Consider the following 26,977-nt stretch of genomic DNA (forward strand, 5'->3'; position numbering starts at 1 on the left):
GCTTATTTCTCTGTCTGGGCAGAAGATGACGAGGCACGTGCTCCACCTCTCCCCTCACCCGTTCTACCCGTCCGGGCCGCGCGATAGGGTGCGCCCGTGTGTTGTGCCGGCGCGCTTCGCGCGCCGCGTCTAGGAGATTCCGATGTCCGCCACCACGGCATCCGCCGCGCCACCTGCCGCCCAACCCGCGCCGCTCACCGGCGGCGCGCTCGCGCTCCTCACCGTCGGGCTCGCGCTCGGCACCTTCATGGAAGTGCTCGACACGTCGATCGCGAACGTCGCGGTGCCGACCATCTCGGGCAGCCTCGGCGTCGCGACGAGCGAAGGCACGTGGGTGATCTCGTCGTATTCGGTCGCGTCCGCGATCGCGGTGCCGCTGACCGGCTGGCTCGCACGGCGGGTCGGCGAGGTGCGCCTGTTCACGCTGTCGGTGCTCGCGTTCACGATCGCGTCGGCGCTGTGCGGCCTCGCGGAGAACTTCGAGACGCTGATCGCGTTCCGGCTGCTGCAGGGCCTCGTGTCCGGGCCGATGGTGCCGCTGTCGCAGACGATCCTGATGCGCAGCTATCCGCCCGCGAAGCGCGGGCTCGCGCTCGGGCTATGGGCGATGACGGTGATCGTCGCGCCGATCTTCGGCCCGTTGCTGGGCGGCTGGATCAGCGACAACTACACGTGGCCGTGGATCTTCTACATCAACCTGCCGATCGGCATCTTCTCGGCGGCCTGCGCGTACTTCCTGCTGCGCGGCCGCGAGACGAAGACGACGAAGCAGCGGATCGATGCGATCGGCCTCGCGCTGCTCGTGATCGGCGTGTCGTGCCTGCAGATGATGCTGGACCTCGGCAAGGACCGCGACTGGTTCAACTCGAGCTTCATCGTCGCGCTCGCGCTGATCGCGGTCGTGTCGCTCGCGTTCATGCTCGTGTGGGAGGCGACCGAGAAGGAACCGGTGGTCGACCTGTCGCTGTTCAAGGACCGCAACTTCGCGCTCGGCGCGCTGATCATCTCGTTCGGCTTCATGGCGTTCTTCGGCTCGGTCGTGATCTTCCCGCTGTGGCTGCAGACGGTGATGGGCTACACGGCCGGCAAGGCCGGCCTCGCGACCGCGCCGGTCGGGCTGCTCGCGCTGGTGCTGTCGCCGCTGATCGGGCGCAACATGCACCGGCTCGACCTGCGGATGGTCGCGAGCTTCGCGTTCATCGTGTTCGCGGGTGTATCGGTCTGGAATTCGACGTTCACGCTCGACGTGCCGTTCAACCACGTGATCCTGCCGCGGCTCGTGCAGGGGATCGGCGTCGCCTGCTTCTTCGTGCCGATGACGACGATCACGCTGTCGAGCATCTCCGACGAGCGGCTCGCGAGCGCGTCCGGGCTGTCGAACTTCCTGCGCACGCTGTCGGGCGCGATCGGCACCGCGGCCAGCTCGACGTTCTGGGAGAACGATGCGATCTATCACCACGCGCGGCTGTCGGAATCGGTGAGCATCTACGCGCAGAGCACGACCGACTACCAGGGCGCGCTCGCGCAGCTCGGGATCGTCGGGCAGACGGCCAACGCGCAGCTCAACCAGCTCGTCACGCAGCAGGGCTTCATGATGGCGACCAACGACTTCTTCCATCTGTCGGCGGGCGTGTTCATCGCACTCGCGGCGCTTGTGTGGATCACGAAGCCGAGGAAAGGCGCGGGGCCGGCGATGGGGCATTGAACGCGCGGCGGGCCGCGCCGGCCTTCGCCCGTTCGTCGTATCGCTGCGCCGCCCGCGCCGCGCGCCTCACTCCCGCGCCCGCAACCCGCCGAAGGCCAGATCGTCGCCCGACGCGATCGGCAGCGTCGCCCGCGCGACGTCGAGCCACGCCCGCGCCGCGTGCGACAGGTAACCCTTCTTCAGCCAGCCGAGCGCGATCGCCCAGGTGATCTCCGGCTCGACGATCGGTCGGCACGTGAACTGCCGCGCATCGAGCCGCCGGCAGTACGGCTCCGGCAACAGCGCGATGCCGACCCCCGCGTGCACCAGCGCGGCCATGAAATCCCAATGACCGCTGCGGCTCACGATCGACGGCGTGAAGCCGGCCTGCCGGCACGCGTCGAGCACCGCGTCGTGCAGCGCGAGGCTTTCCGCGTAGAACACGAACGACTCGCGCGCCAGATCGGCGAGCGGCACGGCCGTGTGATCCTCCCAGCGCGACTCGCGCGGCGCGACCAGCCACAGCGGCGCGCGCACCATCGGCAGTCGCTCGAACGTGGCCGGATCGACCGGCTCCAGCAGCCCGCCGAGCTCGAGCTCGCCCGACATCAGCGCGGCCTCGATCATCCGCGCGCCCTGCTCGAACAGCTTCAGCTCGATGTTCGGATAACGCTGCTTGTACGCGGCGATGATCGGCGTGAACAGCGACCCGCCGAGCGGCGGAATGCCGATCGTCAGCTCGCCGCGCCCGAGCGTGCCCAGATCCTTCAGCTCCGACTGCAGCTGCGCCTGCGCGGCGAGCACGTCCTGGCCGCGCTGGAACACGATCCGCCCCGCGTCGGTCAGCACCATCTGCCGGCCGTCGCGCAGCAACAGCGGCGAGCCGATCTCGTCCTCGAGCGCCTTCACCATCTTGCTGATGGTCGGCTGCGTGACGAACAACCGGTCGGCGGCCGCCGTGAAGCTCTGCTGACGGACCACCTCGACGAAGTACCGCAGCGCGCGCAATTCCATCGATCACTCCCCAAGTTGGTGCAACGAACCAAGCTGAATTCCGAATTGGAATGACAAGGATAGAGACAAGTCATTTTATTTATGGTTAGGGGAAACCCTATACTCACACCATCAACGCAACATCTGTATGGAGCCCGCCATGACCAAGCCGACCGCCACTGCCGCCGCCCGCCCCGCCGCTGCGGGCAACGTTGCGCGTACGGGCCGGATCGTGCTGCAGGCCACCGCGCTCGGCGTGCTGTGGATGGCGGTCGACTGGGCCGTGCGCGCGGTCGGGCTGCCGGTGCCGTCCGGCGTCGTCGGCCTCGCGGTGCTGCTCGCGCTGCTGTTCTCGGGCCGGGTCGCGCCCGCGTGGGTGAAGGACGGCGCGAACTGGCTCCTGTCCGACATGCTGCTGTTCTTCGTGCCGGCCGCCGTCGCGGCCGTCCAGTACGGCGGGCTGTTCCGCGAGGACGGCTGGCGCATCGCGCTGGTCATGCTCGCCGGCACCGCGTTCGTGATGGTCGCGGTGGCGGTGGCGGTCGACCTCGCCGCGAAGCTCGAGCGCCGGCTCGCCGCGCAGCGCGTGTTCGCCGAGCGCCGCCGTGCGCGCCTCGCGACCGCGTCGGCCCACTGAGCCGGAGCCTGCGATGCTTGCGCTGCTGTCGAACCTGTCCGCCGACCGCGTGAATACCGCGATCTCCGTCGGCTGCTTCGTGCTGACGGTCGTCCTGTATTTCGTGTCGAAGCGGCTCTACGCATACAGGAAGACGCTGCTGTTCTCGCCGCTCGTGTTCGTGCCGGGCGTGCTGGCGCTGCTCGTCGTGCTGACCGGCATCCCGTATTCGGTCTACTTCCGCGACACGCGCTGGCTGATGTGGCTGCTCGGCCCGGCGACGATCGCGTTCGCGGTGCCGATCTACGAGTATCGCGACCTGATCCGCCGCCACTGGCTGTCGCTGTCGGTCGGCGTCGCGGTCGGGATCGGTGCCGGCGTGTGCGGATCGCTGCTGCTCGCGAAGCTGCTGCACCTGTCGCCCGAGCTGCAGCGCTCGCTCATGACGCGCTCGGTTTCGACCCCGTTCGCGCTCGCCGTTTCCGACAAGATCCATGCGCCGAAGGACCTCACCGCGCTCTTCGTGATCGCGACCGGCATCTGCGGGATGCTGCTCGGCGAGATCGTGCTCGCGCTGGTGCCGATGCGCACGCGGCTCGCGCGCGGCGCGCTGTTCGGCGCGGCCGCCCACGGCGTGGGCACGGCGAAGGCGCGCGAGATCGGCAGCGAGGAAGGCGTCGTGTCGAGCCTCACGATGATGATCGCGGGCGTGGCGATGGTGCTGATCGCGCCGCTGCTGTCGCTGCTGCCGATCTGACGATGCGCGGGCGGGTGCCGCCGCCCGCCCTTCCCGCCTGAAGGCCCGGATGCCCGCCGGTCGCCCGCCTCACCGCTCGCAGACGCCGTTTTCCCGCCGCTCGTACCCTGCATCGAGCCGACACCCGGCCGACAATCGGCTGAGATAGCCGCAATTCCCCCCTCTTTTCCGCCCATCGGGCTCGGCCCGGATGCCGAACAATGCATGCTACGAGACATCACGCACGCATTCACATGGCCTCCACGACCGCAAACCCGACTGCCGACAAGCCGGCCTCGTCCGGCAAGTTCAAGCGCATCGCGCTCATCGCCGTCATCGCGCTGGGCGCAGCGGCCGCCGCCGCGGGCGGCATGTACGTGTTCCTGAGCAAGACCGGCGTCGGCCATGCGAGCGCGCCCGCCGAACCGGCGCCGCTGGCCGCTCCGGTGTTCTTCCCGCTCGACCCGCTGACCGTCAACCTGCAGTCGGACGACGGCGTGCAGCACTACCTGCGCGTCGGCCTGTCGCTGAAGCTCACCGACCCGAAGGCACAGGAGCAGCTGACCGCGCGCATGCCGGAGACCCGCAGCCGGATCCTGCTCGCGCTGTCGAACAAGCATCCCGAGGATCTCGCGACGCCGGACGGCAAGCGTTCGCTCGCGAAGGAGCTGCGCGAGCTGATCGAACAGCCGACGCAGCCGGGCAACCAGCGCGCGAAGGTCGACGACGTGCTGTTCACCGAATTCGTCGTCCAGTAACGCGGCCGGAAAAGGAGCGCGCATGGGCCACCAGGAGTTCATGTCCCAGGAGGAGGTCGATGCCCTCCTCAAGGGCGTCACGGGCGAAACCGACGCAATCGACGAGCAGCGCGATACGTCGGGCGTCCGCCCCTACAACATCGCGACGCAGGAGCGGATCGTCCGCGGCCGGATGCCCGGCCTCGAGATCATCAACGACCGCTTCGCGCGCCTCTTGCGGATCGGCATCTTCAACTTCATGCGGCGCACGGCGGAAATCTCCGTGAGCCAGGTGAAGGTGCAGAAGTACAGCGAGTTCACCCGCAACCTGCCGATCCCGACGAACCTGAACCTGGTGCACGTGAAGCCGCTGCGCGGCACGTCGCTGTTCGTGTTCGACCCGAACCTCGTGTTCTTCGTCGTCGACAACCTGTTCGGCGGCGACGGGCGTTTCCACACGCGCGTCGAGGGCCGCGACTTCACGGCCACCGAGCAGCGGATCATCGGCAAGCTGCTGAATCTCGTGTTCGAGCACTACACGACCGCGTGGAAGAGCGTGCGGCCGCTGCAGTTCGAATTCGTGCGCTCGGAGATGCACACGCAGTTCGCGAACGTCGCGACGCCGAACGAGATCGTGATCGTCACGCAGTTCTCGATCGAGTTCGGGCCGACCGGCGGCACGCTGCACATCTGCATGCCGTACTCGATGGTCGAGCCGATCCGCGACGTGCTCGCGTCGCCGATCCAGGGCGAGGCGCTCGAAGTCGACCGCCGCTGGGTGCGCGTGCTGTCGCAGCAGGTGCAGTCGGCCGAGGTCGAGCTGAGCGCGGATCTCGCCGAGATCCCGTCGACGTTCGAGAAGATCCTGAACCTGCGCGCGGGCGACGTGCTGCCGCTGGAGATCGCGGACACGATCACCGCGAAGGTCGACGGCGTGCCGGTGATGGAGTGCGGCTACGGCATTTTCAATGGTCAATATGCGTTGCGCGTACAGAAGATGATCAGCGCGGGCGACACGATGAAGGAAGGTGGATATGAGTGAGCTGAACCCGACGACCGAACTCGACCCGCAGGCACTCGCCGACGCGGCCCTCGCGGAGTCGGCCGCGGCCGTGCAGGCAGCACCCGCCGCCGCGGAAGAGGATTCGGGCATTGACGACTGGGCTGCCGCGCTCGCCGAGCAGAACCAGCAGCCGGTGCAGGCGGGCGCGACCGGCGCCGGCGTGTTCCAGCCGCTGTCGAAGGCCGCGGCCAGCTCGACGCACAACGACATCGAGATGATTCTCGACATCCCGGTCAAGATGACCGTGGAGCTCGGCCGCACCAAGATCGCGATCCGCAACCTGCTGCAGCTCGCGCAGGGGTCGGTCGTCGAGCTCGACGGCCTCGCCGGCGAGCCGATGGACGTGCTCGTGAACGGCTGCCTGATCGCGCAGGGCGAGGTCGTGGTGGTCAACGACAAGTTCGGCATCCGGCTGACCGACATCATCACGCCGGCCGAACGGATCCGGAAGCTGAATCGATGAAAGTCGTGACGTCCGGCCGCCGCGCCCGCCTGTTCGCGATCGCGGCGGCGGCTGCCGTTGCCGCGTCGCTTGCGTGCGCGCCGGCCGGCGCCGCCGACATGAACGCGGTGAACAACGCCGGCGCCATCGCATCGAGCGTGACGGTCGGCTCGGCCGTGCCGTCGCTCGGCGTCGGCGCGGTGCTGCAGACGCTCGTCGGGCTCGCGGTCGTGATCGGCCTCGTGTTCGGCTGCGCGTGGCTCGCGCGCCGCTTCGGGTTCCAGCCCGCGCGGCGCGGTGGCCCGCTGAAGGTCGTGTCGAGCGTCGCGCTCGGCGCGAAGGAAAGCGCGACGATCGTCGAGATCGGCGACACCTGGCTCGTGCTCGGCGTCGCGCCGGGCAACGTGCGGCTGCTGCATACGCTGCCGGCCGGCTCGGCGGCGGCCACCGCGACGGTCGAGGCACCTGCCGGCGGCACCGCATCCGGCGGCGGCCAGCCCGGCACGTTCGGCGCGCGGTTTCGCGACGCGCTCGCGGGCGAAGCCGCGAAGCGCTTCGGACGCGGCAAGGACCGCTGACATGGCGTCGCGCCCTCTTTCCGTACTCGCATTCCGATGAAACACGAATTCCTGCGTCGCGCGGCGCGCTTCGCGCCCGTGCTGATCCTCTGCGTCGCCCCGGCGCTCGCATGCGCGCAGGCGGCCGGCCTGCCCGCGTTCAACACGAGCCCGGGCCCGAACGGCGGCACCACCTATTCGCTGAGCGTGCAGACGATGCTGCTGCTCACGATGCTGTCGTTCCTGCCGGCGATGCTGCTGATGATGACGAGTTTCACGCGCATCATCATCGTGCTGTCGCTGCTGCGCCAGGCGCTCGGCACCGCGACGACGCCGCCGAACCAGGTGCTGGTCGGCCTCGCGATGTTCCTCACCTTCTTCGTGATGTCGCCGGTGCTCGACCGCGCGTACGCCGACGGCTACAAGCCGTTTTCCGACGGCTCGATGCCGATGGAGCAGGCCGTGCAGCGCGGCGTCGTGCCGTTCAAGACCTTCATGCTGAAGCAGACCCGCGAGACCGATCTCGCGCTGTTCGCGAAGATCTCGAAGGCCGCGCCGATGCAGGGCCCGGAAGACGTGCCGCTGTCGCTGCTGGTGCCCGCGTTCGTCACGAGCGAGCTGAAGACCGGCTTCCAGATCGGCTTCACGATCTTCATCCCGTTCCTGATCATCGACATGGTCGTCGCGAGCGTGCTGATGTCGATGGGGATGATGATGGTGTCGCCGTCCACCGTGTCGCTGCCGTTCAAGCTGATGCTGTTCGTGCTGGTCGACGGCTGGCAGCTGCTGATCGGCTCGCTCGCGCAGAGCTTCACGTAAGCGGAGGACGCGCACGATGACACCCGAACAGGTGATGACGCTGGCGCACCAGGCGATGATGGTCGGCCTGCTGCTGGCCGCCCCGCTGCTGCTGGTCGCGCTCGCGGTCGGCCTCGTCGTGAGCCTGTTCCAGGCCGCGACGCAGATCAACGAATCGACGCTGTCGTTCATCCCGAAGCTGCTCGCGGTGGCCGCGACGCTCGTGATCGCAGGCCCGTGGATGCTGACGACGATGCTCGACTACCTGCGGCAGACGCTGCTGCACGTCGCGACGCTCGGCGCCGGCTGAGCGGCGCGTCCGGCTTTCGTTCCCCGCCGATGTTCTCGGTTACCTACGCGCAGCTCAACGGCTGGCTGACGGCCTTCCTGTGGCCGTTCGTGCGGATGCTCGCGCTCGTCGCGACGGCGCCCGTGGTCGGCCATGCGGCCGTGCCGGTGCGCGTGAAGATCGGCATCGCCGCGTTCCTGGCGCTGGTCGTCGCGCCGACGCTCGGCGCGATGCCGGGCGTCACGGTGTTCTCCGCGCAGGGCATCTGGATCGTCGTCACGCAGTTCCTGATCGGCGCCGCGATGGGCTTCACGATGCAGATCGTGTTCGCGGCCGTCGAGGCGGCCGGCGACTTCATCGGCCTGTCGATGGGGCTCGGTTTCGCGACCTTCTTCGACCCGCATTCGAACGGCGCGACGCCGGCGATGGGCCGCTTCCTGAATGCGATCGCGATGCTCGCGTTTCTCGCGGTGGACGGCCACCTGCAGGTGTTCGCGGCGCTGGCCGCGTCGTTCCAGACGCTGCCGGTGTCGGCCGACCTGCTGCACGCGCCCGGCTGGCGCACGCTCGCCGCGTTCGGCGCGACCGTGTTCGAGATGGGACTGCTGCTCGCGCTGCCGGTCGTCGCGGCGCTGCTGATCGCGAACCTCGCGCTCGGGATCCTGAACCGCGCGGCGCCGCAGATCGGCATCTTCCAGATCGGCTTTCCGGTCACGATGCTCGTCGGGCTGTTGCTCGTGCAACTGATGATCCCGAACCTCGTGCCGTTCGTGTCGCATCTGTTCGACATGGGGCTGGATGCGATGGGGCGGGTGTTGCTCGGCTGGCGCCAGGCCGCTTGAGCCGCCGATTGCTGGAAAACCCCTAAAGGAACCGCCACCCCGCGAAAGGTTGCAGAAGGTTTCGCCTTCCTATACTCGTCAGGACGATGCAGCAAGCATCGCGCCATACGAATACAACGAAGGAGACAACCCCGATGCGACCCATCCTGCGCACCCTCGCCGTGGCAGCCAGCCTGAGCTGCGCGCTCGCCGCTCACCCCGCTTTCGCCGACGACGGCGGCAAGATCACGATCATGGTCGGCGGGATCGCGAAGCTGATCTACCTGCCCGCTCGGCTCACGCAGGAGCTCGGCAACTTCAAGGCCGAAGGGCTCGACGTCGAGCTGCTGTCGCAGCCGGCCGGCGTCGACGCCGAGAACGAGCTGCTGGCGGGCGCCGTGCAGGGCGTCGTCGGCTTCTACGACCACACGATCGACCTGCAGAGCAAGGGCAAGGACGTGAAGGCGATCGCCGTGTTCGGCCAGGTGCCGGGCGAGGTCGAGATGGTGTCGACCAAGGCGGCACCCACTTTCAAGTCGATGGCCGACGCGAAGGGCAAGACGCTCGGCGTGACGGGCCTCGGCTCGTCGACGAGCTTCCTCACGCAATATCTCGCGCTGCAGCACGGCGTGCCGTCGACGCAGTACACGATGCTGCCGGTCGGCGCCGACGCGAGCTTCATCGCCGCGATCAAGCAGGGCCGCATCGACGCCGGGATGACGACCGAGCCGACGGTGTCCGCGCTCGAGAAGATGGGCGACGCGAAGGTGCTGGTCGACCTGCGCACGCTGGAAGGCACGCGCGCCGCGCTCGGCGGCACCTATCCGGCCGCGAGCCTGTACGTGCAGTCGGCGTGGGCCGATTCGCACAAGGCCGAAGCCACCAAGCTCGCGCACGCGTTCGCGAAAACGATGCAGTTCATCCACACGCACAGCGCCGAGGAGATCGCCGCGAAGATGCCGGCCGACTACCAGAAGGACAAGGCGCTGTACGTGTCCGCGCTGAAGGCATCGCTGCCGATGTACACAGCCGACGCGAAGATGCCGGCCGACGGCCCGGCGACCGTGCTGAAGGTGCTGTCGGCGTTCAACCCGTCGGTGAAGGGCAAGCACATCGACCTGGCGCGCACCTACACCAACGATTTCGTGAACGCGAAGTAATCGATCTCGGCGCCGGCGGCGGCGATCCCGCCGCCGCGCGTTCCCCGTTCCGGCCCGGCTGACCGGCCCGGCGCCGCCACGATGCGGCGCCCTCATCACCCGCAGGACGAATGCGATGACCCAGGCAGTTTCTCCGAGCACACCGGCGATCGAGTTTCGCAATGTGTCGTGCCGCTTCATTTCGCCGGAAGGCAAGGCCACCGTCGCGCTGCGCGACTTCAGCATGAGCGTCGCGCGCGGCGAGTTCATCGCGATCGTCGGGCCGACCGGCTGCGGCAAGTCGACCACGCTGAACATGATCACCGGGCTGTTGAAGCCGGCTTCCGGCGAGGTGCGCGTGATGGGCCGCCCGGTCGACGGGATCGATCCGCGCATCGGCTTCGTGTTCCAGGCCGACGCGGTGTTCCCGTGGCGCAACGTGATCGACAACGTCGCGGCGGGCCCGCTGTTTCGCGGCCGCTCGAAGGACGTCGCCTACGCGCAGGCCGAGGAATGGATCCGCAAGGTCGGCCTCGACAAGTTCACGAAACACTACCCGCACCAGCTCTCCGGCGGGATGCGCAAGCGCGTCGCGCTCGCGCAGACCTTCATCAACCAGCCGGAAATCCTGCTGATGGACGAGCCGTTCTCCGCGCTCGACATGCAGACGCGCACGCTGATGCAGGACGAGCTGCTGCAGCTGTGGTCCGCGAACAAGGGCTCGGTCGTGTTCGTCACGCACGATCTCGAGGAGGCGATCGCGCTCGCCGACCGCGTGTTCGTGCTGACCGCGCGGCCCGCGACGCTCAAGCGCGTGTACGAGATCGACCTGCCGCGCCCGCGCGTCACGTCGGAGATCCGCTACGACACGCGCTTCATCGAAATTTCCAAGGACATCTGGCACGACCTGCGCGAAGAAGTGCAGATCGGCTGACAGCAGCAAGGACAGGACAGGAGCATGACCGACATGACGCTTCCCCCCACCGCCATTCCGGCACCGTCGCTCGAGGACGAGTCGCGTGCCGCTCAAACCCGGCTGCGCCGCCGCCGGCAACTGATCATCGGCCTGCGGATCGCCGTGCTCGTCGTCGTGCTGGGCGGCTGGGAACTCGCCGCGCGCCTGAAGTGGATCGATCCGTTCTTCTTCTCGCAGCCGACGCTGATCTTCGCGCAGCTCCAGGACTGGTTCGCGAACGGCACGTCGCAAGGGCCGCTGCTTACGCAGGTCTGGGTGACGCTCGAGGAAACCACGATCGGCTTCCTGATCGGCTCGGTCGCCGGCGTGCTCTGCGGGATCGTGCTCGGCCGCAACAAGCTGATGTCCGACGTGTTCGGCCTCTATATCCAGATCGCGAACTCGATCCCGCGCGTCGTGCTCGGCTCGATTTTCGTGATCGCGCTCGGCCTCGGCATGGCGTCGAAGATCGCGTTGGCCGTCGTGATGGTGTTCTTCGTCGTGTTCGGCAACGCGTTCCAGGGCGTGCGCGAAGCCGACCGCTACCTGATCGCGAACGCGCAGATCCTCGGCGCGTCGCGCCGGCAGATCACCACGTCGGTCGTGATTCCGTCAGCGCTGTCGTGGATTCTCGCGAGCCTGCACGTGAGCTTCGGCTTCGCGCTGGTCGGTGCGGTCGTCGGCGAATTCCTGGGTTCCAAGCAGGGCATCGGCCTGCTAATCTCCACCGCCCAGGGCGCGTTCAACGCGAGCGGCGTGTTCGCGGCGATGATCGTGCTGGCCGTGGTCGCGCTGGCCGCCGACTACCTGCTGACCTGGCTCGAGAAGCGCTTGCTCAAGTGGCGCCCCGCCGCGTTCTGAGCAACGCACGCGTCATCGAATGACACGCCCGAACCGCGCCGGTTACCCCGGCGCGGTTCGGCATTGAGGAGACGGAATGGCGCACAGCCTGCGCGGGCGGCTCTTGTGGTGGCTGCTGCTGCCGCTCGCGGCTTTCGTGCTGATCGCGGGCGCGATGTCGTACGACACCGCGCGGCGCACGGCCGGGCTCGTGCAGGACAGCGCGCTCGTCGCGTCCGCGCGCACGATCGGCGAGGACGTCGAATGGCGCAACGGGCGGCCGGCGGCCGACGTGCCGCCGGCCGCGCTGGAGATCTTCGAGTCGCCGTCGGGCGATTCGGTGTTCTACAAGGTGATCGACGGCCACGACCGGCTGCTCGCGGGCAACCCGGCGCTCGCGGTGCCCGGGCGGCACGGGGTCGAGCCGACGCTGTACGACACGTCGCTCGACGGCGTGCGGCTGCGCGCGGCCGCCTACGACCGCCAGCTGTACGACGAGGGGCAGATCGAGACAGTCACGGTGATCGTCGCAAAGACGACGCGCTCGTACGACGCGATGGTCGCGACGATCTGGCGGCCGCAGCTCGTGCGCCTGTCGCTGATGCTGGTGCTCGCGATCGTGCTCGTCTATCTCGGCCTCACGCTCGAGCTGCGCCCGCTGATGAAGCTGAAGGACGACGTCGCCGACCGCGGGCCGATGGAACTGGAGCCGATCCGCCCGGAGCGGCTGCAGCACGAGCTGCGGCCGATCGTCGACGCGATCAACCAGTGCATCGCGCGGCTCAATACGCACACGGCCACGCAGCGCCGCTTCATCGCCGACGCTGCGCACCAGCTGCGCACGCCGATCGCGGTGCTCGACACGCAGATCCAGTACGCGCAGCAGCGCGACCATGACGATCGCGAGCTGGCATCGGTGCTCGACAGCATGCAGCGCAGCAGCCGCAAGATGGCCGACGTGACCGACAAGCTGCTGCTGCTCGCGCACGCGGAAGCGACGCCGTCGACGCTGCTCACGCATCGCGTCGATCTCGCTGCCGTCGTGTCGAGCGTGCTCGAGGAAACGATCGTGCTCGCGCAGCAGCGCGACATCGACCTCGGCGCGGATCTCGGCGAACGGCTCGACGTCGCGGGCAGCGACAGCCTGCTGACCGCGCTAGTGATGAACCTCGTCGACAACGCCGTGCGCTATACGCAGCCGGGCGGCTGCGTGACGGTCGCGGCACGGCGCGACGGCGACGCGGTCGTGCTGGAGGTGGTCGACAACGGCCCCGGCATTCCGGCCGAAGCGCGGCCGCACGTGTTCAAGCGGTTCTACCGCGTGTCGGCCGACACCGAAGGCTCGGGCCTTGGCCTCGCGATCGTCCGCGAGATCGCGCAGGCGCACGGCGGCAGCGCGTCGCTCGCGCCGGGCCCCGGCAATCGCGGTATCGTCGTGACCGTGCGGCTGCCCGCGTACGATTGAAGAGTGCGCCCAAACCTGTCGCTGCGCGCCAGGCCCCCCAAGGGGACTACCTGCCGGGCGGGAAACTTGGGGCGGCCCGACGTTTCCTTGAAGAGATGAAGTCGCCATGAAACTCCTGCTGGTCGAAGACAACGCCGAACTCGCGCACTGGATCGTGAACCTGCTGCGCGGCGAGGATTTCGCGGTCGACTGCGTCGGCGACGGCGAGCGCGCCGATACCGTGCTGAAGACCGAGCGCTACGACGCGGTGCTGCTCGACATGCGGCTGCCTGGCATCAGCGGCAAGGAAGTGCTCGCGCGATTGCGGCGCCGCAACGACAACGTGCCGGTGCTGATGCTGACCGCGCACGGCTCGGTCGACGACAAGGTCGACTGCTTCGGCGCGGGCGCCGACGACTACGTGGTCAAGCCGTTCGAATCGCGCGAGCTGGTCGCGCGGATCCGCGCGCTGATCCGCCGGCAGGCCGGCGTCGGCACGACGCAGCTCGTGTGCGGCGATCTCGTCTATGCGTTCGGCACGCGTGAATTCCGCTGCGGCGACACGGTGCTCGCGCTGCGCCGCCGCGAGCATGCGATTCTCGAAACGCTGATGCTGCAGCAGAACAAGACGGTATCGAAGGCGCGGCTGATGGACAGCGTGTTCGCGCTCGACGACGAGCCGAGCGCGGATGCGATCGACATCTACATCCACCGGCTGCGCAAGCATCTCGCGCTCAGCACGGCCGAGATCATCACGCTGCGCGGGCTCGGCTATATCCTGCGCGCGAAGACCGCGCAGGACTGACGGCGCGGCCCGCGGCATCGATTCGCAGCACGTAACGTTGTTTTGGCAGCCCGCGGGCTGCCCGCCTGCCCGATTCCCGATTATTGCGATTTCGGTGTTTTCACCGATCCGATTCTTTCCTCCGGGAAAGCGGCGTGAAGGATTGCCCCCTCTACGATGCTATGCGTCGACCCTCTCGCTGTGGTCGGCAACAATCGGCATACATTACGTACTGCCAACAAACAGATTTCAATGCGGCAGCTCGGAGGAGACGATCTTGAAACGAAAAACCCTTGCCCTTTCCATCGCGGCGGCAGGCCTGTGCGCCGGCACCCAGGCGCAGGCGCAGTCGAGCGTGCAGCTTTACGGCCTGATGGACCTGAGCTTTCCGACCTACCGGACCCACGCCGACGCCAACGGCAACCATGTGATCGGCATGGGCAACGAAGGCGAGCCGTGGTTCAGCGGCAGCCGCTGGGGCCTGAAAGGCGCCGAGGACATCGGTGGCGGCACGAAGATCATCTTCCGCCTCGAAAGCGAATTCGTGGTCGCGAACGGCCAGATGGAAGACGAGGGCCAGATCTTCGACCGTGACGCCTGGGTCGGCGTCGAGGACGAGCGCTTCGGCAAGCTGACGGCCGGCTTCCAGAACACGATCGCGCGCGACGCGTCGGCGATCTACGGCGACGCGTACGGCTCCGCGAAGCTGACGACCGAGGAAGGCGGCTGGACCAACTCGAACAACTTCAAGCAGATGATCTTCTACGCGGCCGGCCCGACCGGCACGCGCTACAACAACGGCGTCGCGTGGAAGAAGCTGTTCAGCAACGGCATCTTCGCGAGCGCCGGCTACCAGTTCAGCAACTCGACCTCGTTCGCGACCGGCTCCGCATACCAGGTCGCGCTCGGCTACAACGGCGGGCCGTTCGCCGTGTCGGGCTTCTACAACCACGTGAACCACAACGGCTTCAGGAACCAGACGTTCTCGGTCGGCGGCGACTACGCGTTCAGCATCGTGCGCCTGAACGCCGGCTACTTCCGCTACAACGGCGACCAGGGCGCGCTCGGCCAGCGCCACGACGATTCGTGGACCGTGTCGATGAAGATCGCGCCGAAGGGCGCGCTCGACTACGAGCTCGGTTATCAGCAGATGCGCATCAAGAACGCCGCGTACAACGCCGACGGCTTCACGCCGAACGCGAACCTCGGCGCGTTCAGCCTGACCAACGGCGTCGGCAACGGCTTCAAGGAGACGATCTACGGGTCGGTGTTCTACCACCTGAGCAAGCGCACCGAGGTGTATCTGGCCGGCGACTACATGAAGCTGCATGGCGGCTACAAGGTGTCGTCGACGTTCGGCGCGAAGAACCAGCTCGAACTGACGTCGGGCATTCGCACGCGCTTCTGACCCTGCGCTCGGTCCCCGGGTCGACCATTCGACGCAGGCGCTTATCCCGTCTGCTTCGATTTCGTTCTTCCCCTCGGCACGCCGGCGCTTCGCGCCGGCCGTGCCTTCTTGCGTTCGGCCATTCCTGTCCCGGTCGGGATTGGATAAAACACGCGGTCCTCTTCTGCAAGCTCCAGATTCAAATGTGAAATCGATGATCGGGGCGAGCGGCAAACGGAATTTTGAAGATCCGGCAGATAGTCCCCGCGCAGCAATTGTCATATTCAGATTCGTCCGATGGCGATGCCGTCTCCTAGCGGTTAGAGTTCCGCAGCGATATTCGCAACCGATTCGCAGCGAGGATACCCTTGACGCCGAGCACGACCTTTTCATGCCATAGACCAAAGCACAGCGCTCCCGAATAGCTTCGCTTTCGAGAGAACATGCACGCCATCGGCGAACCAAGTCGGTTTCTACTGCGGAGAACCTTCACGTCTTTCTTGCTGGGTAAGGAATAGGTACATGATGCGACGAATCGCCGTTGTCGGCGACAAACTTGCAACTGGTGGGGAAATCCTCCCTTATAGCGGCCCCGTCTTTGCAATAGGCGACGCGGGGCACCAGGTCGCGCTGATTGGCGGGACTGCGTGGTGTGAAGCGTGCCAGAGCACTGGCGTGATTGAGAAAGCCGGTGGCCCGCGGCGCATCCACTTTATGGGAGAGACTGCGGCCGATGGCGACGTCGTTCTTTGCAAGTGTCCAACGCCTCCAGAGATTGTCGCGACTCTATCTGGCGACTCCTGGTGCGATGACATGGCTGAAACGTCGGGCACGACAACGCCGGAAGTCACGCACCACGGCTTGACAGTTGCAGGAACGTCCGGGGCTACGGTTCCTGCCACGGACCGGTACGACGACCACTTCGTTCTGTGCAATGCAAACGGCCAAGCGCTAACTCATACCGCCTATGCGGTGCAGAGGGAAAACGGAATTTTCGAGTATGGCGAAACGGACCGCGATGGGAATACGCATTTGCTGGCCCCCGTTGCTTTCGCCGAGAACATCAACGTTTACCTTGCAGGATAGCCATGCCAGAGCAAACTCACGTTTCCCCGAACGGGGTGAAATATCGTTTGGTAGCATCCAGAACGACAACGCCAACGAGCGATACCTCGGCAAAGGAAATTGTTGTAGATTCCACCAGCATTGAGGTCATTGTTAGCGACTCTCGACTGCGCAGTATGGGGTCGCAGTGGGGCCATGTCGCCATCGAAATTGATGGCATCGTCTATAGTCGCGCTCATGAAGAGTACGTAAAAATCGACAGGCATACTTATTTTTATGGTGGTGTCGTCGATTTGACCAACGGCTCAATGCGAACCAACGGAAACTTGTGGCGTGACAACCTGGGCCTGGTGCTCAGCGTATCTCGGGCCGAAAAGGAAAAGCTCAAACGCGAGCTGGAGCGACGTGTCGGTGTGGATCGAGCATTCAAGCTGAGACATCCGAAGGAAAGCACGTACAGCTTGTTCGCCAATAGTTGCTCAACGAATGTGGCCGACGTTCTCGAATCTATTGGTATTTTGGCTCATGATCCGCGTTGGCTTCCAACACCGGTCACACCCGCCGAACTGGATGCCGTGCTGCAGAAATCGAAGCGTCTCGCAAAAAAGAATCATTATCCGAAGCAGGCGAACCCGTGAAGCGACGCTACCTTTTCGTTGGCCTGTTCCAGTTGTTTTTGATTCTTCTTTCCGGCTGGCTAAGACGAACGTCGTGGAGTCAAATTGACTTTGCCGGTGACACGTGGCCCTCGAGCGTGCAACTTTCGTTTTACTGCCTGGTGGGGTGGCTGGTAACGATTGCCTGGGCAATCTGGTCTGCGGTGCATGACAAGACGAACAGATCAATGGTCGTCCTGTTCCTCGTTGTTCTGCTGCCGTCAATTGAATTCCTCTTGTGGTTTGCACTGAGCTTTTGATGGCAAACCAGTGAGCGAGTAGCGTGTTTCAATCTGCCGACCACCGAGGCCAGCAGGAAAAGTCCAGGACATTATGCGAAGCGTTGCCACCTGACTGCTGACGACACACCGCGCGTCATGAGACCATAACGGGATCGAACCCCTATTAGTTCTGGCCGACCTTTATCCGCGTCACGTCCACTCCCGGTGCGACAACGCATCTCACGTCCTCATCGTCCGCCCGACGGGCGATCCGGCCTGCCGCGCCCGCATCCGGGCAATCGTGGTGCTTGACCTGCGCCGACCGACTCGCTAGCGTTTCGGGTTTGCCCGGGTGGCCATTGCCGCCGGTGCCGTGAGTGCGCCCGACGTCCTGGCGCACGCGGCCGGGCTCCGATGGAAAAAACGATGCAGAAACTCGATGCGGCGAGCCCGCAGGCGATGTCGACGGATTTCACCGCCGATAACGTCGCGCGCCTGAAGGCGCTGTTCCCCGAACTCGTGACCGAAGGCCCGGACGGCGCGTCGGTCGACGTCGACGTGCTGAAGGCGCTGGTCGGCGAGCGCACCGTCGGCGCCGCCGACGAGCGCTACGGCTTCCACTGGCACGGCAAGCGCAGCGCGCGCCAGGCCGCGCTCACACCGTCGACGGGCACGCTGCGTCCGTGCCCTGCCGACAGCGTCGCATGGGACGACACGCGCCACCTCGTGATCGAGGGCGACAACCTCGACGTGATGAAGCTGCTGCACAAGAGCTACGCGGGCAAGGTGAAGCTCGTCTACATCGACCCGCCGTACAACACCGGCAGCGATTTCGTCTATCCGGACGACTTCAGCGACAGCATCCGCCACTACCTGGCGATGACGGGCCAGACCGAAGGCGGCGTGAAGCGCAGCACCAACACCGAGGCGAACGGCCGGTTCCACACCGACTGGCTGAACATGATGTATCCGCGCCTGAAGCTCGCGCACGCGCTGCTGTCGGACGAAGGGCTGATCGCCGTGCACATCGACGAGCACGAGGTGCATGCGCTCGTGCTGATGCTGCGCGAGATCTTCGGCGAGGAGAACGAGCTCGGCGTCGCCGTGTGGGACAAGCGCAACCCGAAGGGCGATGCGCGCGGCGTCGCGTACCAGCACGAATCGCTGGTGCTGTTCGCGCGCAACGCCGAGACGCTGCTCGAGCAGGCGCCGCTGAAGCGCCCGAAGCGCAACGCGCAGCGCATGCTGGATGCCGCGCACGACGCGGTGTACCGCAGCGGCAACGCGAAGGACGCGCAGAAGGCCTACCGCGCGTGGATGAAGGCGCAGACCAACCTGTCGGGCGGCGAGGTGATGTACGACCGGCTGTCGGCCGACGGGCGCGTGTACCGCCTCGTGTCGATGGCGTGGCCGAACAAGAAGAAGGCACCGGACGAGTATTTCACGCCGCTGATCCACCCGGTCACCGGCAAGCCGTGCGCGATGCCGGCGCGCGGCTGGCGCAACCCGCCCGCGACGATGCAGGCGCTGATCGAGCGCGGCCAGATCGAATTCGGTCCGGATGAAACCACGCAGCCGCAGCGGATCTACTACCTCGACGAGAACATGTACGAGAACGTGCCGTCGGTGCTGCCGTTCGCCGGCTCCGACGACGCGCTGCTGAAGACGCTCGGCATCCCGTTCGACCAGCCGAAGCCGGTCGATTTCGCGGCGGCCGTGATCGGCTGGTGCACGCGCGGCGACGACATCGTGCTCGACTGCTTCGCCGGCTCCGGCTCGACCGGCCACGCGGTGATGCAGGTGAACGCGACCGACGGCGGCGCGCGCCGCTACATCCTCGTGCAGCTGCCCGAGGCGCTCGACCGCCGCGACAAGACACAGCTCGCGGCCGCCGATTTCTGCGCGAAGCTGAAGAAGCCGCTGACGCTCGCGGAAATCACGAAGGAACGCCTGCGCCGCGCCGCGCAGCAGGTCGCGCGCGACTACCCGGAAAGCTATGGCGACCTCGGTTTCCGCGTGTACCGGCTCGATACGACCAACGTGATCGAATGGGATCCGCGCCGCGACGACTTCGACCACGCGCTGTTCGCCTCCGTCGAGCACGTGAAGACCGGCCGCAGCGAGGACGACCTGCTCGCCGAACTCACGTTGAAGCTCGGCCTCGATCTGTGCACGCCGGTCGAGCATCACCCGGTCGCGGGCAAGACCGTGCACCTGATCGGCCGTTCGATCGTCGCGTGCTTCGACGCGCGCATCGCGCGCGATGACGCGGGCCCGCTCGCCGACGGCATCGTCGAGCTGCTCGACGCGACGGGTGCCACGCGCGACGTCACGTGCCTGTTCCGCGACAGCGGCTTCGTCGACGACGTCGCGAAGCTCAATCTCGCCGCGCTGCTCGAACAGCACGGCGTGAAGCGCGTGCGGAGCCTGTGATGCGGCTGCATTTCGAAGCGGATCTCGACTACCAGCGCGAGGCGATCGACGCCGTCTGCGACCTGTTTCGCGGCCAGGAATCGTATCGCGGCGACTTCAGCGTGCTCGCGAACGCCGCGCCCGGCACGACGGCCGCGGCGCAAGGCTCGCTCGGTTTCGCGGTGTCGGAGCAAGGCGTCGGCAACCGGCTGTCGCTGACCGACGACGCGCTCGCGCGCAACCTCGCCGACGTCCAGCTGCGCGGCGGGCTGCCGCCGTCCGGCCAGCCCGGCTCGCGCGACTTCACCGTCGAGATGGAGACCGGCACCGGCAAGACCTACGTGTACCTGCGCACGATCTTCGAGCTGAACCGCCGCTACGGCTTCACGAAGTTCGTGATCGTCGTGCCGTCGATCGCGATCAAGGAAGGCGTGCACAAGACGCTCTCGATCACCGAGGATCATTTCCGCGCGCTGTACGCGGGCGTGCCGTACGACTACTTCCTGTACGACTCCGCGAAGCTCGGCCAGGTGCGCCACTTCGCGGCGAGCGCGGCGATCCAGATCATGGTGATGACGGTCGCCGCGATCAACAAGAAAGAGATCAACAACCTCTATAAAGACAGCGAGAAGACCGGCGGCGAGAAGCCGATCGACCTGATCCGCGCGACGCGGCCGATCGTGATCGTCGACGAGCCGCAAAGTGTCGACGGCGGGCTCGAGGGGCGCGGGCGCGAAGCGCTCGCCGCGATGGCGCCGCTCTGCACGCTGCGCTATTCGGCCACGCACGTCGACCGCCACCACATGGTGTACCGGCTCGATGCGGTCGACGCGTACGAACGCAAGCTCGTCAAGCAGATCGAGATCGCGTCGGCGATCGTCGAGGATGCGCACAACAAGCCTTACGTGCGGCTCGTCGGCGTGTCGAACCGGCGCGGCGCGATCAGCGCGCGCATCGAGCTCGACGTCGCGACCGCGGCCGGCGTGAAGCGCCAGATCGTGACGGCCACCGACGGCGACGATCTCGAGCGCCTGACCAGGCGCGCGTTGTACGCGGGGCTGCGGATCGGTGAAGTGCATGCGGTGAAGGGTGCCGAGTACGTCGAGCTGCGCCATCCGGAAGGCGAGGCGTTCCTGTCGCTCGGCGAGGCATTCGGCGACATCGACACGCTCGCCGTGCAGCGCGAGATGATCCGCCGCACGATCCGCGAGCATCTCGACAAGGAATTGCGCCTGGCCGAGCGTGGCGTGAAGGTGCTGTCGCTGTTCTTCGTCGATTCGGTCGAACGCTATCGCCGCTACGACGAGAACGGGATGCCGGTGAAGGGCGACTACGCGCTGATCTTCGAAGAGGAATATGCGCGCGCGGCGCGTGTGCCGGCCTATCGTGCGCTGTTCGACGGCGTCGACGTCGCGCTCGAAGTCGAGCGCGCGCACAACGGCTACTTCTCGATCGACCGCAAGGGCGGCTGGACCGACACGAGCGAAAGCAGCGCCGCGGCCCGCGAGAACGCGGAGCGCGCGTACGGCCTCATCATGCGCGAGAAGGAAGCGCTGCTGTCGTTCGACACGCCGCTGAAGTTCATCTTCTCGCACTCGGCGCTGAAGGAAGGCTGGGACAACCCGAACGTGTTCCAGATCTGCACGCTGCGCGACATCCAGACCGAGCGCGAGCGTCGCCAGACGCTCGGCCGCGGGCTGCGCCTCGCCGTCGACCAGGACGGCGAACGCGTGCGCGATCCGGGCGTAAACACGCTCACCGTGATCGCGACCGAGCGCTACGAGTCGTTCGCCGAGAACCTGCAGAAGGAAATCGAGGCCGATACGGGCATCCGTTTCGGGATCGTCGAGGAACACCAGTTCGCGGCGCTGCCGGTGCAGGAAGGCGACGGGCCCGCGCATGCGCTCGGCATCGAGCTGTCGCGCGTGCTGTGGACCCATCTGCACGAGCAGGGCTACGTCGACGCGCAGGGCAAGGTGCTCGACCGGCTGAAGGATGCGCTGCGCCAGAGCGCGCTCGTGCTGCCCGCGGCGTTCGAGACGCTGCGCGCGCCGATCGTCGCGACGCTGCGCAAGCTGTCGGGCCGCTTCGCGGTGCGCAATGCGGACGAGCGGCGCGCGATCGCGTTGCGGCGCGACGCGTCGGGCAAGGCCGTCGTGTTCGGCGACGACTTCCGCGCGCTGTGGGACCGCATCCGCCATCGCACCGTGTACAGCGTCGAGTTCGACAACGCGAAGCTCGTGCGCGACTGCACGGCCGCGCTGCGCGACGCGCCGGACATCGCGCGCGCGCGGCTGCAGTGGCGCAAGGCCGAGATCGACATCGGCAAGGCCGGCATCGAGGCGATCGAGGTGGCCGGCGCCGGCACGGTGCTGATCGACGAAGGCGAGCTGCCGCTGCCCGACCTGCTCACCGAACTGCAGGACCGCACGCAGCTCACGCGCCGCTCGCTCGCGACGATCCTGGCCGACAGCGGCCGGCTCGACGATTTCCGCGTGAATCCGCAGCAGTTCATCGCGCTGGCCGCCGATGCGATCAACCGCTGCAAGCGGCTCGCGCTGGTTGCCGGCATCGCGTACCGGAAGCTCGGCGAACGCCACGTGCATGCGCTCGAGTCGTTCGAGAGCGAGGCGCTGACCGGTTATCTGCGCAACCTGCGGCCGGATGCGCGGAAGTCGATCCACGAGGCCGTCGTGTGCGAGACCGACGCCGAGCGCGCGTTCGCCGATGCGCTGGAAGCGCACGACGGCGTGAAGCTGTACGCGAAGCTGCCCGCATGGTTCCGCGTGCCGACGCCGCTCGGCAGCTATCACCCCGACTGGGCGGTGCTCGCGGAGCAGGATGGCGGCGAGCGGCTGTACTTCGTCGTCGATACGCCGAATGCCGACGGCGACGTGACGAGCGAGCACGAGCGCGCGAAGCTCGCGTGCGGCGAAGCGCATTTCCGGGCGCTGGTGGACGGCGGAGCGGCCGCGCGGTTCGTGCGCGTCAGGCAGGCCGACGCGTTGTTCGAGCCTGTTGCAGCCGTCGCGCCGCTGGCGGGCGCGGGACGCTGAAACAAAGGGCGGCGACGAGCCGCCCTTTTTTCATGACGCGGGCCGCGGCGCTGCCGCGATGCTCGCGTATGAGGGAGCGAATCCGCCTGTCATTCGCGTGAAAGCGGTTCGTATTCTGGCGCGTTCGTGCGTGCGGTTACGGCTGGTTGCAAATCGGGGTCGATGCGCGACGAGCAACGCGACACACCGCAGCGCCCCTTGGCCCGCTGGCAATGAAAAAGGGCGCCGAAGCGCCCTTCTTCCGCATGCGTGCGCCGCGCTTACAGCGTGTGGCCGAATGCGTTCCGATGCGCGTGGCGCGTGGACTTCGATGCATGCGCGGTATGCCCGTGCGAGCGCCCGTGACCGCTGCCCGGCTGCGCGCCGGCACGATCGGCGATCGAATCGGAGCGATCGGCTGCGCGCGACAGGCCCTTGTCGCGGTCGCCCGCGTGCATGCCGTTCGAGTTGCTCAGCGCTTCACCGCTCATGTGGCCGGCGGACATGCCGCCCGCATTGGCACCCATGCCGCCCATCCCGCCGGCACCATGGCCGCCGCCGTTGCCACCACCATTGCCGCCGCCCGCCGCTTGCGCGGAAACGGCGCCGAGTGCGAGCAGCGCAGCTGCGAGCACGGACAGATATCGTTGCGTTTTCATTGTTTGCTCCCTGGAGCGCGTTCGAGTGACTGCATTCTAGGTACGCGCGCGCTTCGTGCGGCGCGGCGTTGTAAATGATCGTAACGGCGCGCGCGGCGCGGTTTCGTCGGATCGATCCGCCGGCGTTCGGCACGCTTGATGAACCGGCCGGTCGGCCGCCACCCGACAAGGGAAATGAAAGGCGGAGACGGCGCGATCGCGCCGTTCCGCCGGTGGCTACGCTTACTGCGCCGGCTGCACGCCCTGCGCTGCGGCCTTGCGCTGCGCGGCCAGTTCCTGCTCGTGTTTCTTCGCCATGTGGCGGCCTACGATACAGCCGCCGACCGCGCCGACCACGGCGTGATGTCCCGCGTAGTGGCCGGCGACGCCGCCCACCACCGCGCCCTTCATGCAGCCCGCCGCGTGCGCGCTGCCGATCGTTGCGAGCGCGACGACGGCGGCCGCCGCGCTATACCTGATGTGTCGAATGGGCATCATGCGATCACACTCCTCTCGTCGTCGTGCTCGGTGTCCTCATGAACCGGTTGCCCGGTTCAGTTCCAGCGGCCGCGCCAGCCGTCGCCGTCACGCCAGCCGCGCTCGCGCCACTCGTGCTCGCGCCATTCACGACGGCGCCATTCGTGTTCGCGCCATTGACGCTCACGCCAGTCGTCATCGCGATAGTAGCCAACCGGCGCGTACGTCACCGGCGGCGGCGCGACGTAGACCGGCGCCGGCGCCGCATAGACGCCCGGCACGCCGATGCCGACCGCCAGGTCGACGTGGGCCGATGCGATGCCCGAAGCTGCCAGCGCCGCTACGCCGAGAACTGCACCGAGAATAAGTTTCTTGCTCATTTCGCGACTCCCTGCACGTGTCGTGCGTCATGTGACTACGGTTCGGAGTCTAGGCACCAGCGGCGGACACAGGTGAAACCGGTATGCGAGACCGGTAACGGACGTTTACCGAGGGGCGCGAAGCCTTGCGGGACGAGGGTCACGAACGATTCGACACGCCGTTGCAACGACGCATCGAATCGGGAGAGTCGGGAAATTTTGCCGGCGCGCGGGCCGGCGACGCAGACCGCATGCGTCCCGCGCGCACGCCGCGCGAGCGGATCGCGACGACTCGCGACGACGTTACGCGCGGATATCGTCGACGCTGCGCAGCCAGTGCACGCTGAACAGCTGGTCCGCGTCGGTCCACACGGTGTCGGGCTCGAAGCCCGCACGCCGCGCGATCGCCTGGAAGCCGTCGATCGTGAACTTGTACGAGTTCTCCGTGTGGATGCGTTCGCCGGCCTCGAAGCGGAACGCGTGGCCGCGCACGTGCACCGTCTGCGCGATATCGCTGACGAGATGCATCTCGATGCGCTGCAGCTCACGGTCGTAGAACGCGCAATGCGAGAACGCGTCGAGATCGAAATCCGCGCCGAGCTCCGCGTTCGCGCGGGCGAGCAGGTTCAGGTTGAACTGGGCGGTCACGCCCTGCGCGTCGTTGTACGCGTGATGCAGCGTGCGTTCGTCCTTCACGAGATCCGCACCGACCAGCAGGCCGCCGCCGCGCAACAGCCGCGCGGCGTCGCGCAGGAACGTATCGGCTTCCTCCGGCGAGAAGTTGCCGATCGTCGAGCCGGGAAAGAAGCCGATGCGCCGGCGTGGCGTGCCGGTCAGCTCGGCCAGCTGCTCGGCCTTCGTGTAGTCGGCCGCGAGCGGCGCGACGTCGAGCCACGGATACGCGGCACGCAGCCGCGTGGCCGCGCCGTGCAGGTAGTCGGCCGAGATGTCGATCGGCACGTAGCGCGCCGGCGCGTTCGCGTAGTTGTCCGCGCACGCGTCGAGCAGCACGCGGATCTTCTCGAGCGAGCCCGCGCCGAATTCGACGATGTCCGCATGCGGGCCGACGCGCCGCACGATCTCGGCCGCGCGATCGCGCAGGATCCCGAGTTCGGTCCGCGTCGGGTAATACTCCGGCAGTTCGCAGATGCGATCGAACAGCGCGGAGCCGGCCGCATCGTAGAAGTATTTCGGCGGAATGCTGCGCGGCGTGCGCGACAGCCCGTCGATCAGGTCGCGCTCGAACGCGCTGGGCCGCGCATCGCGGGCGGGTTGCAGGCCACCGCTCGTGGCCGTCAGATCAGACGTCTCGCGCAAGTCGCACTCCCGTGAATTGCCAGCGCGCGGCCGGCGGAAAGAAATTGCGGTACGTCGGCCGTTCGTGCCCCGGCGGGGTCGCGATGCTGCTGCCGCGCAGGACTTGCTGGCCGACCATGAACTTGCCGTTGTATTCCGCGGCGACGCCTGCGAGCGGCCGAAAGCCCGGATACGGCTCGTAGGACGAACGCGTCCACTGCCATACGTGCCCGAGCATCTGCGCGATGCCATCCGCGCCGAACGCGGCCTCCCATTCGAATTCCGTCGGCAGGCGTGCGCCGGCCCATTCCGCATACGCCGCCGCCTCGTAGAAGCTCACGTGACACACGGGCGCATCGGGCGCGAGCGGCTCGACGCCGTGCAGGCCGAACGCGCGCCAGGCGTGTGCGGCTGCCGGATCACCGTCGTCGCCGGGAATCCAGTACGCGGGCCCTTGCCACCCTTCCCGCTGCACCGTCGCCCAGCCGTCGGACAGCCAGTATTCGGGGCGTGCATAGCCGCCGTCCGCGATGAAGGCCGCGAATTCGGCGTTCGTCACGAGACGGTTCGCGATCTCGCACGGACGCACGAGCGCCGTATGGCGCGGCCGTTCGTTGTCGAACGAGAACGCGGCGCCATCGTGGCCGATCTCGACGAGCCCGCCCGGCTGATGCAGCCAGCGCAACGGGCCGGCATCGCCCGCGGCCAGGGCGGCGGGCCCGGCGTGCCCGGCGTGAGCATTGGCGCCGCTGCGCGGCCGGAACGCGGGCTTGAGCGGGTTGCACGAGAACGCATGCAGCATGTCCGTGACGATCAGTTCCTGATGCTGCTGTTCGTGATGCAGGCCGAGCTCGATCTCGGGCGCGATCGTGGCGAGCAACGCCGGATCGGCACCGTCGAGCGCGCGCAGCATCGCATCGTCGACGTACCGCCGGTACGCGTGCACCTCATCGAGCGACGGACGCGTGAGCAGCCCGCGCTGCGGCCGCGGATGGCGCGGGCCGAGCGCTTCGTAATAGGAATTGAAGAGGAACTGGAACGCGTCGTCGAACGGCGCGTAGCCGCGCACGCGGCGCATCAGTACGACGGTTTCGAAGAACCAGGTCGTATGCGCGAGATGCCATTTCACGGGACTCGCGTCGGGCATCGACTGCACGGCCTGGTCTTCGGCGGACAGCGTCGCGGTCAACGCGATGCTATGGGCGCGCACGTCCTGGTAACGGCGCTGAAGCTGGGATGCAAGGAGGCTCATCGGTTTACCGTTCACGTCGCGATTCGCTGCGTTGCGTTGCCGGAAAAAGGAAAGCCTTGCGCTGGGATGCGCGCGGCTGACGTGCGACCTTCATTGCTGCGTCGTCGGGCAGCCGGCGCGCGAGCCGGGCCGCTGGTGCGGCGTGACTTCATCTACCCGTGCAGAACAGTATGGGCCAGAAATGTGAACGTCGCGAATCGGATTTCGGGTGAAACGAGCGCGAAAGAAAAATGAAAGCATCGACCATGCGCGGAGCGGCGGCGTGACGAACCGTCGATGCC

Annotated in this window: 27 protein-coding genes; 21 read left to right on the forward strand and 6 right to left on the reverse strand. The window is 67.0% G+C overall.

Annotation, left to right across the window (positions count from 1 at the left end):
* The first annotated feature begins 142 nt into the window (after nucleotides 1-142).
* A complete protein-coding gene (locus DIE02_RS25390) occupies nucleotides 143-1,705 on the forward strand; it encodes a DHA2 family efflux MFS transporter permease subunit (protein ID WP_124486794.1) in 1,563 nt (520 codons plus the stop codon).
* Nucleotides 1,706-1,771: 66 nt separating this feature from the next.
* On the opposite strand, the gene DIE02_RS25395 is transcribed toward DIE02_RS25390, so the two are convergent.
* A complete protein-coding gene (locus DIE02_RS25395) occupies nucleotides 1,772-2,698 on the reverse strand; it encodes a LysR family transcriptional regulator (protein WP_044845196.1) in 927 nt (308 codons plus the stop codon).
* Nucleotides 2,699-2,837: 139 nt separating this feature from the next.
* Between DIE02_RS25395 and DIE02_RS25400 the strand changes: the two genes are divergently transcribed.
* The 20 genes from DIE02_RS25400 to DIE02_RS25495 all read left to right on the forward strand — a co-directional run bounded on the left by DIE02_RS25400 (nucleotide 2,838) and on the right by DIE02_RS25495 (nucleotide 22,695).
* Nucleotides 2,838-3,314, forward strand: a complete 477-nt coding sequence (locus DIE02_RS25400; protein WP_044845195.1) for a CidA/LrgA family protein — start codon at nucleotides 2,838-2,840, stop codon at nucleotides 3,312-3,314.
* A gap of 13 nt (nucleotides 3,315-3,327) precedes the next feature.
* Nucleotides 3,328-4,050 carry an LrgB family protein gene (locus DIE02_RS25405; RefSeq protein ID WP_044845194.1) on the forward strand — a complete coding sequence of 241 codons (723 nt, stop codon included), beginning with the start codon at nucleotides 3,328-3,330 and terminating at the stop codon, nucleotides 4,048-4,050.
* Between the two features lie 200 nt (nucleotides 4,051-4,250).
* The gene (gene fliL, locus DIE02_RS25410; RefSeq protein WP_124486793.1) at nucleotides 4,251-4,787 is read left to right on the forward strand and encodes a flagellar basal body-associated protein FliL; all 537 of its coding nucleotides are present in this window, start codon (nucleotides 4,251-4,253) and stop codon (nucleotides 4,785-4,787) included.
* A gap of 22 nt (nucleotides 4,788-4,809) precedes the next feature.
* Complete coding sequence (gene fliM, locus DIE02_RS25415) at nucleotides 4,810-5,808, forward strand: flagellar motor switch protein FliM (protein ID WP_124486792.1); 999 nt, start codon at nucleotides 4,810-4,812, stop codon at nucleotides 5,806-5,808.
* On the forward strand, nucleotides 5,801-6,292 hold the full coding sequence (fliN, locus tag DIE02_RS25420) for a flagellar motor switch protein FliN (RefSeq protein WP_124486791.1): 492 nt from the start codon (nucleotides 5,801-5,803) through the stop codon (nucleotides 6,290-6,292). The genes fliM and fliN overlap by 8 nt, the downstream gene beginning before the upstream one ends.
* Nucleotides 6,289-6,849 carry a flagellar biosynthetic protein FliO gene (gene fliO, locus DIE02_RS25425; protein ID WP_124486790.1) on the forward strand — a complete coding sequence of 187 codons (561 nt, stop codon included), beginning with the start codon at nucleotides 6,289-6,291 and terminating at the stop codon, nucleotides 6,847-6,849. Before fliN ends, fliO begins: the two co-directional genes overlap by 4 nt.
* A 36-nt stretch (nucleotides 6,850-6,885) precedes the next feature.
* Nucleotides 6,886-7,647 (forward strand): flagellar type III secretion system pore protein FliP, encoded by a 762-nt coding sequence (fliP, locus tag DIE02_RS25430; protein WP_124486789.1) that lies wholly within the window; start codon nucleotides 6,886-6,888, stop codon nucleotides 7,645-7,647.
* 16 nt (nucleotides 7,648-7,663) lie between these two features.
* The gene (gene fliQ / locus DIE02_RS25435) at nucleotides 7,664-7,936 is read left to right on the forward strand and encodes a flagellar biosynthesis protein FliQ (RefSeq protein WP_006750427.1); all 273 of its coding nucleotides are present in this window, start codon (nucleotides 7,664-7,666) and stop codon (nucleotides 7,934-7,936) included.
* Nucleotides 7,937-7,965: 29 nt separating this feature from the next.
* Entirely contained in the window at nucleotides 7,966-8,757 is a 792-nt protein-coding gene (gene fliR, locus DIE02_RS25440; protein ID WP_124486788.1) for a flagellar biosynthetic protein FliR, read from the forward strand.
* A 134-nt stretch (nucleotides 8,758-8,891) separates the two neighbouring features.
* Nucleotides 8,892-9,896: an ABC transporter substrate-binding protein gene (locus tag DIE02_RS25445; protein WP_044845245.1), complete on the forward strand. Its 1,005-nt coding sequence runs from the start codon at nucleotides 8,892-8,894 to the stop codon at nucleotides 9,894-9,896.
* Nucleotides 9,897-10,011: 115 nt separating this feature from the next.
* Nucleotides 10,012-10,809 (forward strand): ABC transporter ATP-binding protein, encoded by a 798-nt coding sequence (locus DIE02_RS25450; RefSeq protein WP_124486787.1) that lies wholly within the window; start codon nucleotides 10,012-10,014, stop codon nucleotides 10,807-10,809.
* Nucleotides 10,810-10,833: 24 nt separating this feature from the next.
* Nucleotides 10,834-11,691 carry an ABC transporter permease gene (locus DIE02_RS25455; protein WP_124486786.1) on the forward strand — a complete coding sequence of 286 codons (858 nt, stop codon included), beginning with the start codon at nucleotides 10,834-10,836 and terminating at the stop codon, nucleotides 11,689-11,691.
* A 76-nt stretch (nucleotides 11,692-11,767) separates the two neighbouring features.
* A complete protein-coding gene (locus DIE02_RS25460) occupies nucleotides 11,768-13,135 on the forward strand; it encodes a sensor histidine kinase (RefSeq protein ID WP_124486785.1) in 1,368 nt (455 codons plus the stop codon).
* A 106-nt stretch (nucleotides 13,136-13,241) separates the two neighbouring features.
* On the forward strand, nucleotides 13,242-13,919 hold the full coding sequence (locus DIE02_RS25465) for a response regulator (RefSeq protein WP_044845185.1): 678 nt from the start codon (nucleotides 13,242-13,244) through the stop codon (nucleotides 13,917-13,919).
* 256 nt (nucleotides 13,920-14,175) lie between these two features.
* Nucleotides 14,176-15,306, forward strand: coding sequence for a porin (locus DIE02_RS25470; RefSeq protein ID WP_124486784.1), 1,131 nt, complete (start codon nucleotides 14,176-14,178; stop codon nucleotides 15,304-15,306).
* 501 nt (nucleotides 15,307-15,807) lie between these two features.
* Nucleotides 15,808-16,371, forward strand: coding sequence for a PAAR domain-containing protein (locus DIE02_RS36135; protein WP_260427324.1), 564 nt, complete (start codon nucleotides 15,808-15,810; stop codon nucleotides 16,369-16,371).
* A gap of 2 nt (nucleotides 16,372-16,373) precedes the next feature.
* On the forward strand, nucleotides 16,374-16,988 hold the full coding sequence (locus tag DIE02_RS25480; RefSeq protein ID WP_124486783.1) for a hypothetical protein: 615 nt from the start codon (nucleotides 16,374-16,376) through the stop codon (nucleotides 16,986-16,988).
* A complete protein-coding gene (locus tag DIE02_RS25485; protein ID WP_124486782.1) occupies nucleotides 16,985-17,266 on the forward strand; it encodes a hypothetical protein in 282 nt (93 codons plus the stop codon). The genes DIE02_RS25480 and DIE02_RS25485 overlap by 4 nt, the downstream gene beginning before the upstream one ends.
* Before the next feature lie 375 nt (nucleotides 17,267-17,641).
* Entirely contained in the window at nucleotides 17,642-19,660 is a 2,019-nt protein-coding gene (locus DIE02_RS25490) for a site-specific DNA-methyltransferase (protein WP_124486781.1), read from the forward strand.
* A complete protein-coding gene (locus DIE02_RS25495) occupies nucleotides 19,660-22,695 on the forward strand; it encodes a type III restriction-modification system endonuclease (protein ID WP_124486780.1) in 3,036 nt (1,011 codons plus the stop codon). Before DIE02_RS25490 ends, DIE02_RS25495 begins: the two co-directional genes overlap by 1 nt.
* A 260-nt stretch (nucleotides 22,696-22,955) precedes the next feature.
* On the opposite strand, the gene DIE02_RS25500 is transcribed toward DIE02_RS25495, so the two are convergent.
* The 5 genes from DIE02_RS25500 to egtB all read right to left on the reverse strand — a co-directional run bounded on the left by DIE02_RS25500 (nucleotide 22,956) and on the right by egtB (nucleotide 26,696).
* Nucleotides 22,956-23,333, reverse strand: coding sequence for a hypothetical protein (locus tag DIE02_RS25500; RefSeq protein ID WP_124486779.1), 378 nt, complete (start codon nucleotides 23,331-23,333; stop codon nucleotides 22,956-22,958).
* Nucleotides 23,334-23,555: 222 nt separating this feature from the next.
* Entirely contained in the window at nucleotides 23,556-23,810 is a 255-nt protein-coding gene (locus DIE02_RS25505; RefSeq protein ID WP_044845180.1) for a glycine zipper 2TM domain protein, read from the reverse strand.
* A 56-nt stretch (nucleotides 23,811-23,866) separates the two neighbouring features.
* A complete protein-coding gene (locus tag DIE02_RS25510; RefSeq protein ID WP_124486778.1) occupies nucleotides 23,867-24,169 on the reverse strand; it encodes a hypothetical protein in 303 nt (100 codons plus the stop codon).
* Between the two features lie 282 nt (nucleotides 24,170-24,451).
* Nucleotides 24,452-25,465, reverse strand: a complete 1,014-nt coding sequence (gene egtD / locus DIE02_RS25515) for an L-histidine N(alpha)-methyltransferase (protein ID WP_124486777.1) — start codon at nucleotides 25,463-25,465, stop codon at nucleotides 24,452-24,454.
* Nucleotides 25,449-26,696 carry an ergothioneine biosynthesis protein EgtB gene (gene egtB / locus DIE02_RS25520; RefSeq protein ID WP_124486776.1) on the reverse strand — a complete coding sequence of 416 codons (1,248 nt, stop codon included), beginning with the start codon at nucleotides 26,694-26,696 and terminating at the stop codon, nucleotides 25,449-25,451. The genes egtD and egtB overlap by 17 nt, the downstream gene beginning before the upstream one ends.
* Nucleotides 26,697-26,977 lie beyond the last annotated feature (281 nt).

The sequence above is a fragment of the Burkholderia sp. Bp8991 genome (assembly GCF_003853795.1).
Taxonomy (GTDB): Bacteria; Pseudomonadota; Gammaproteobacteria; order Burkholderiales; family Burkholderiaceae; genus Burkholderia.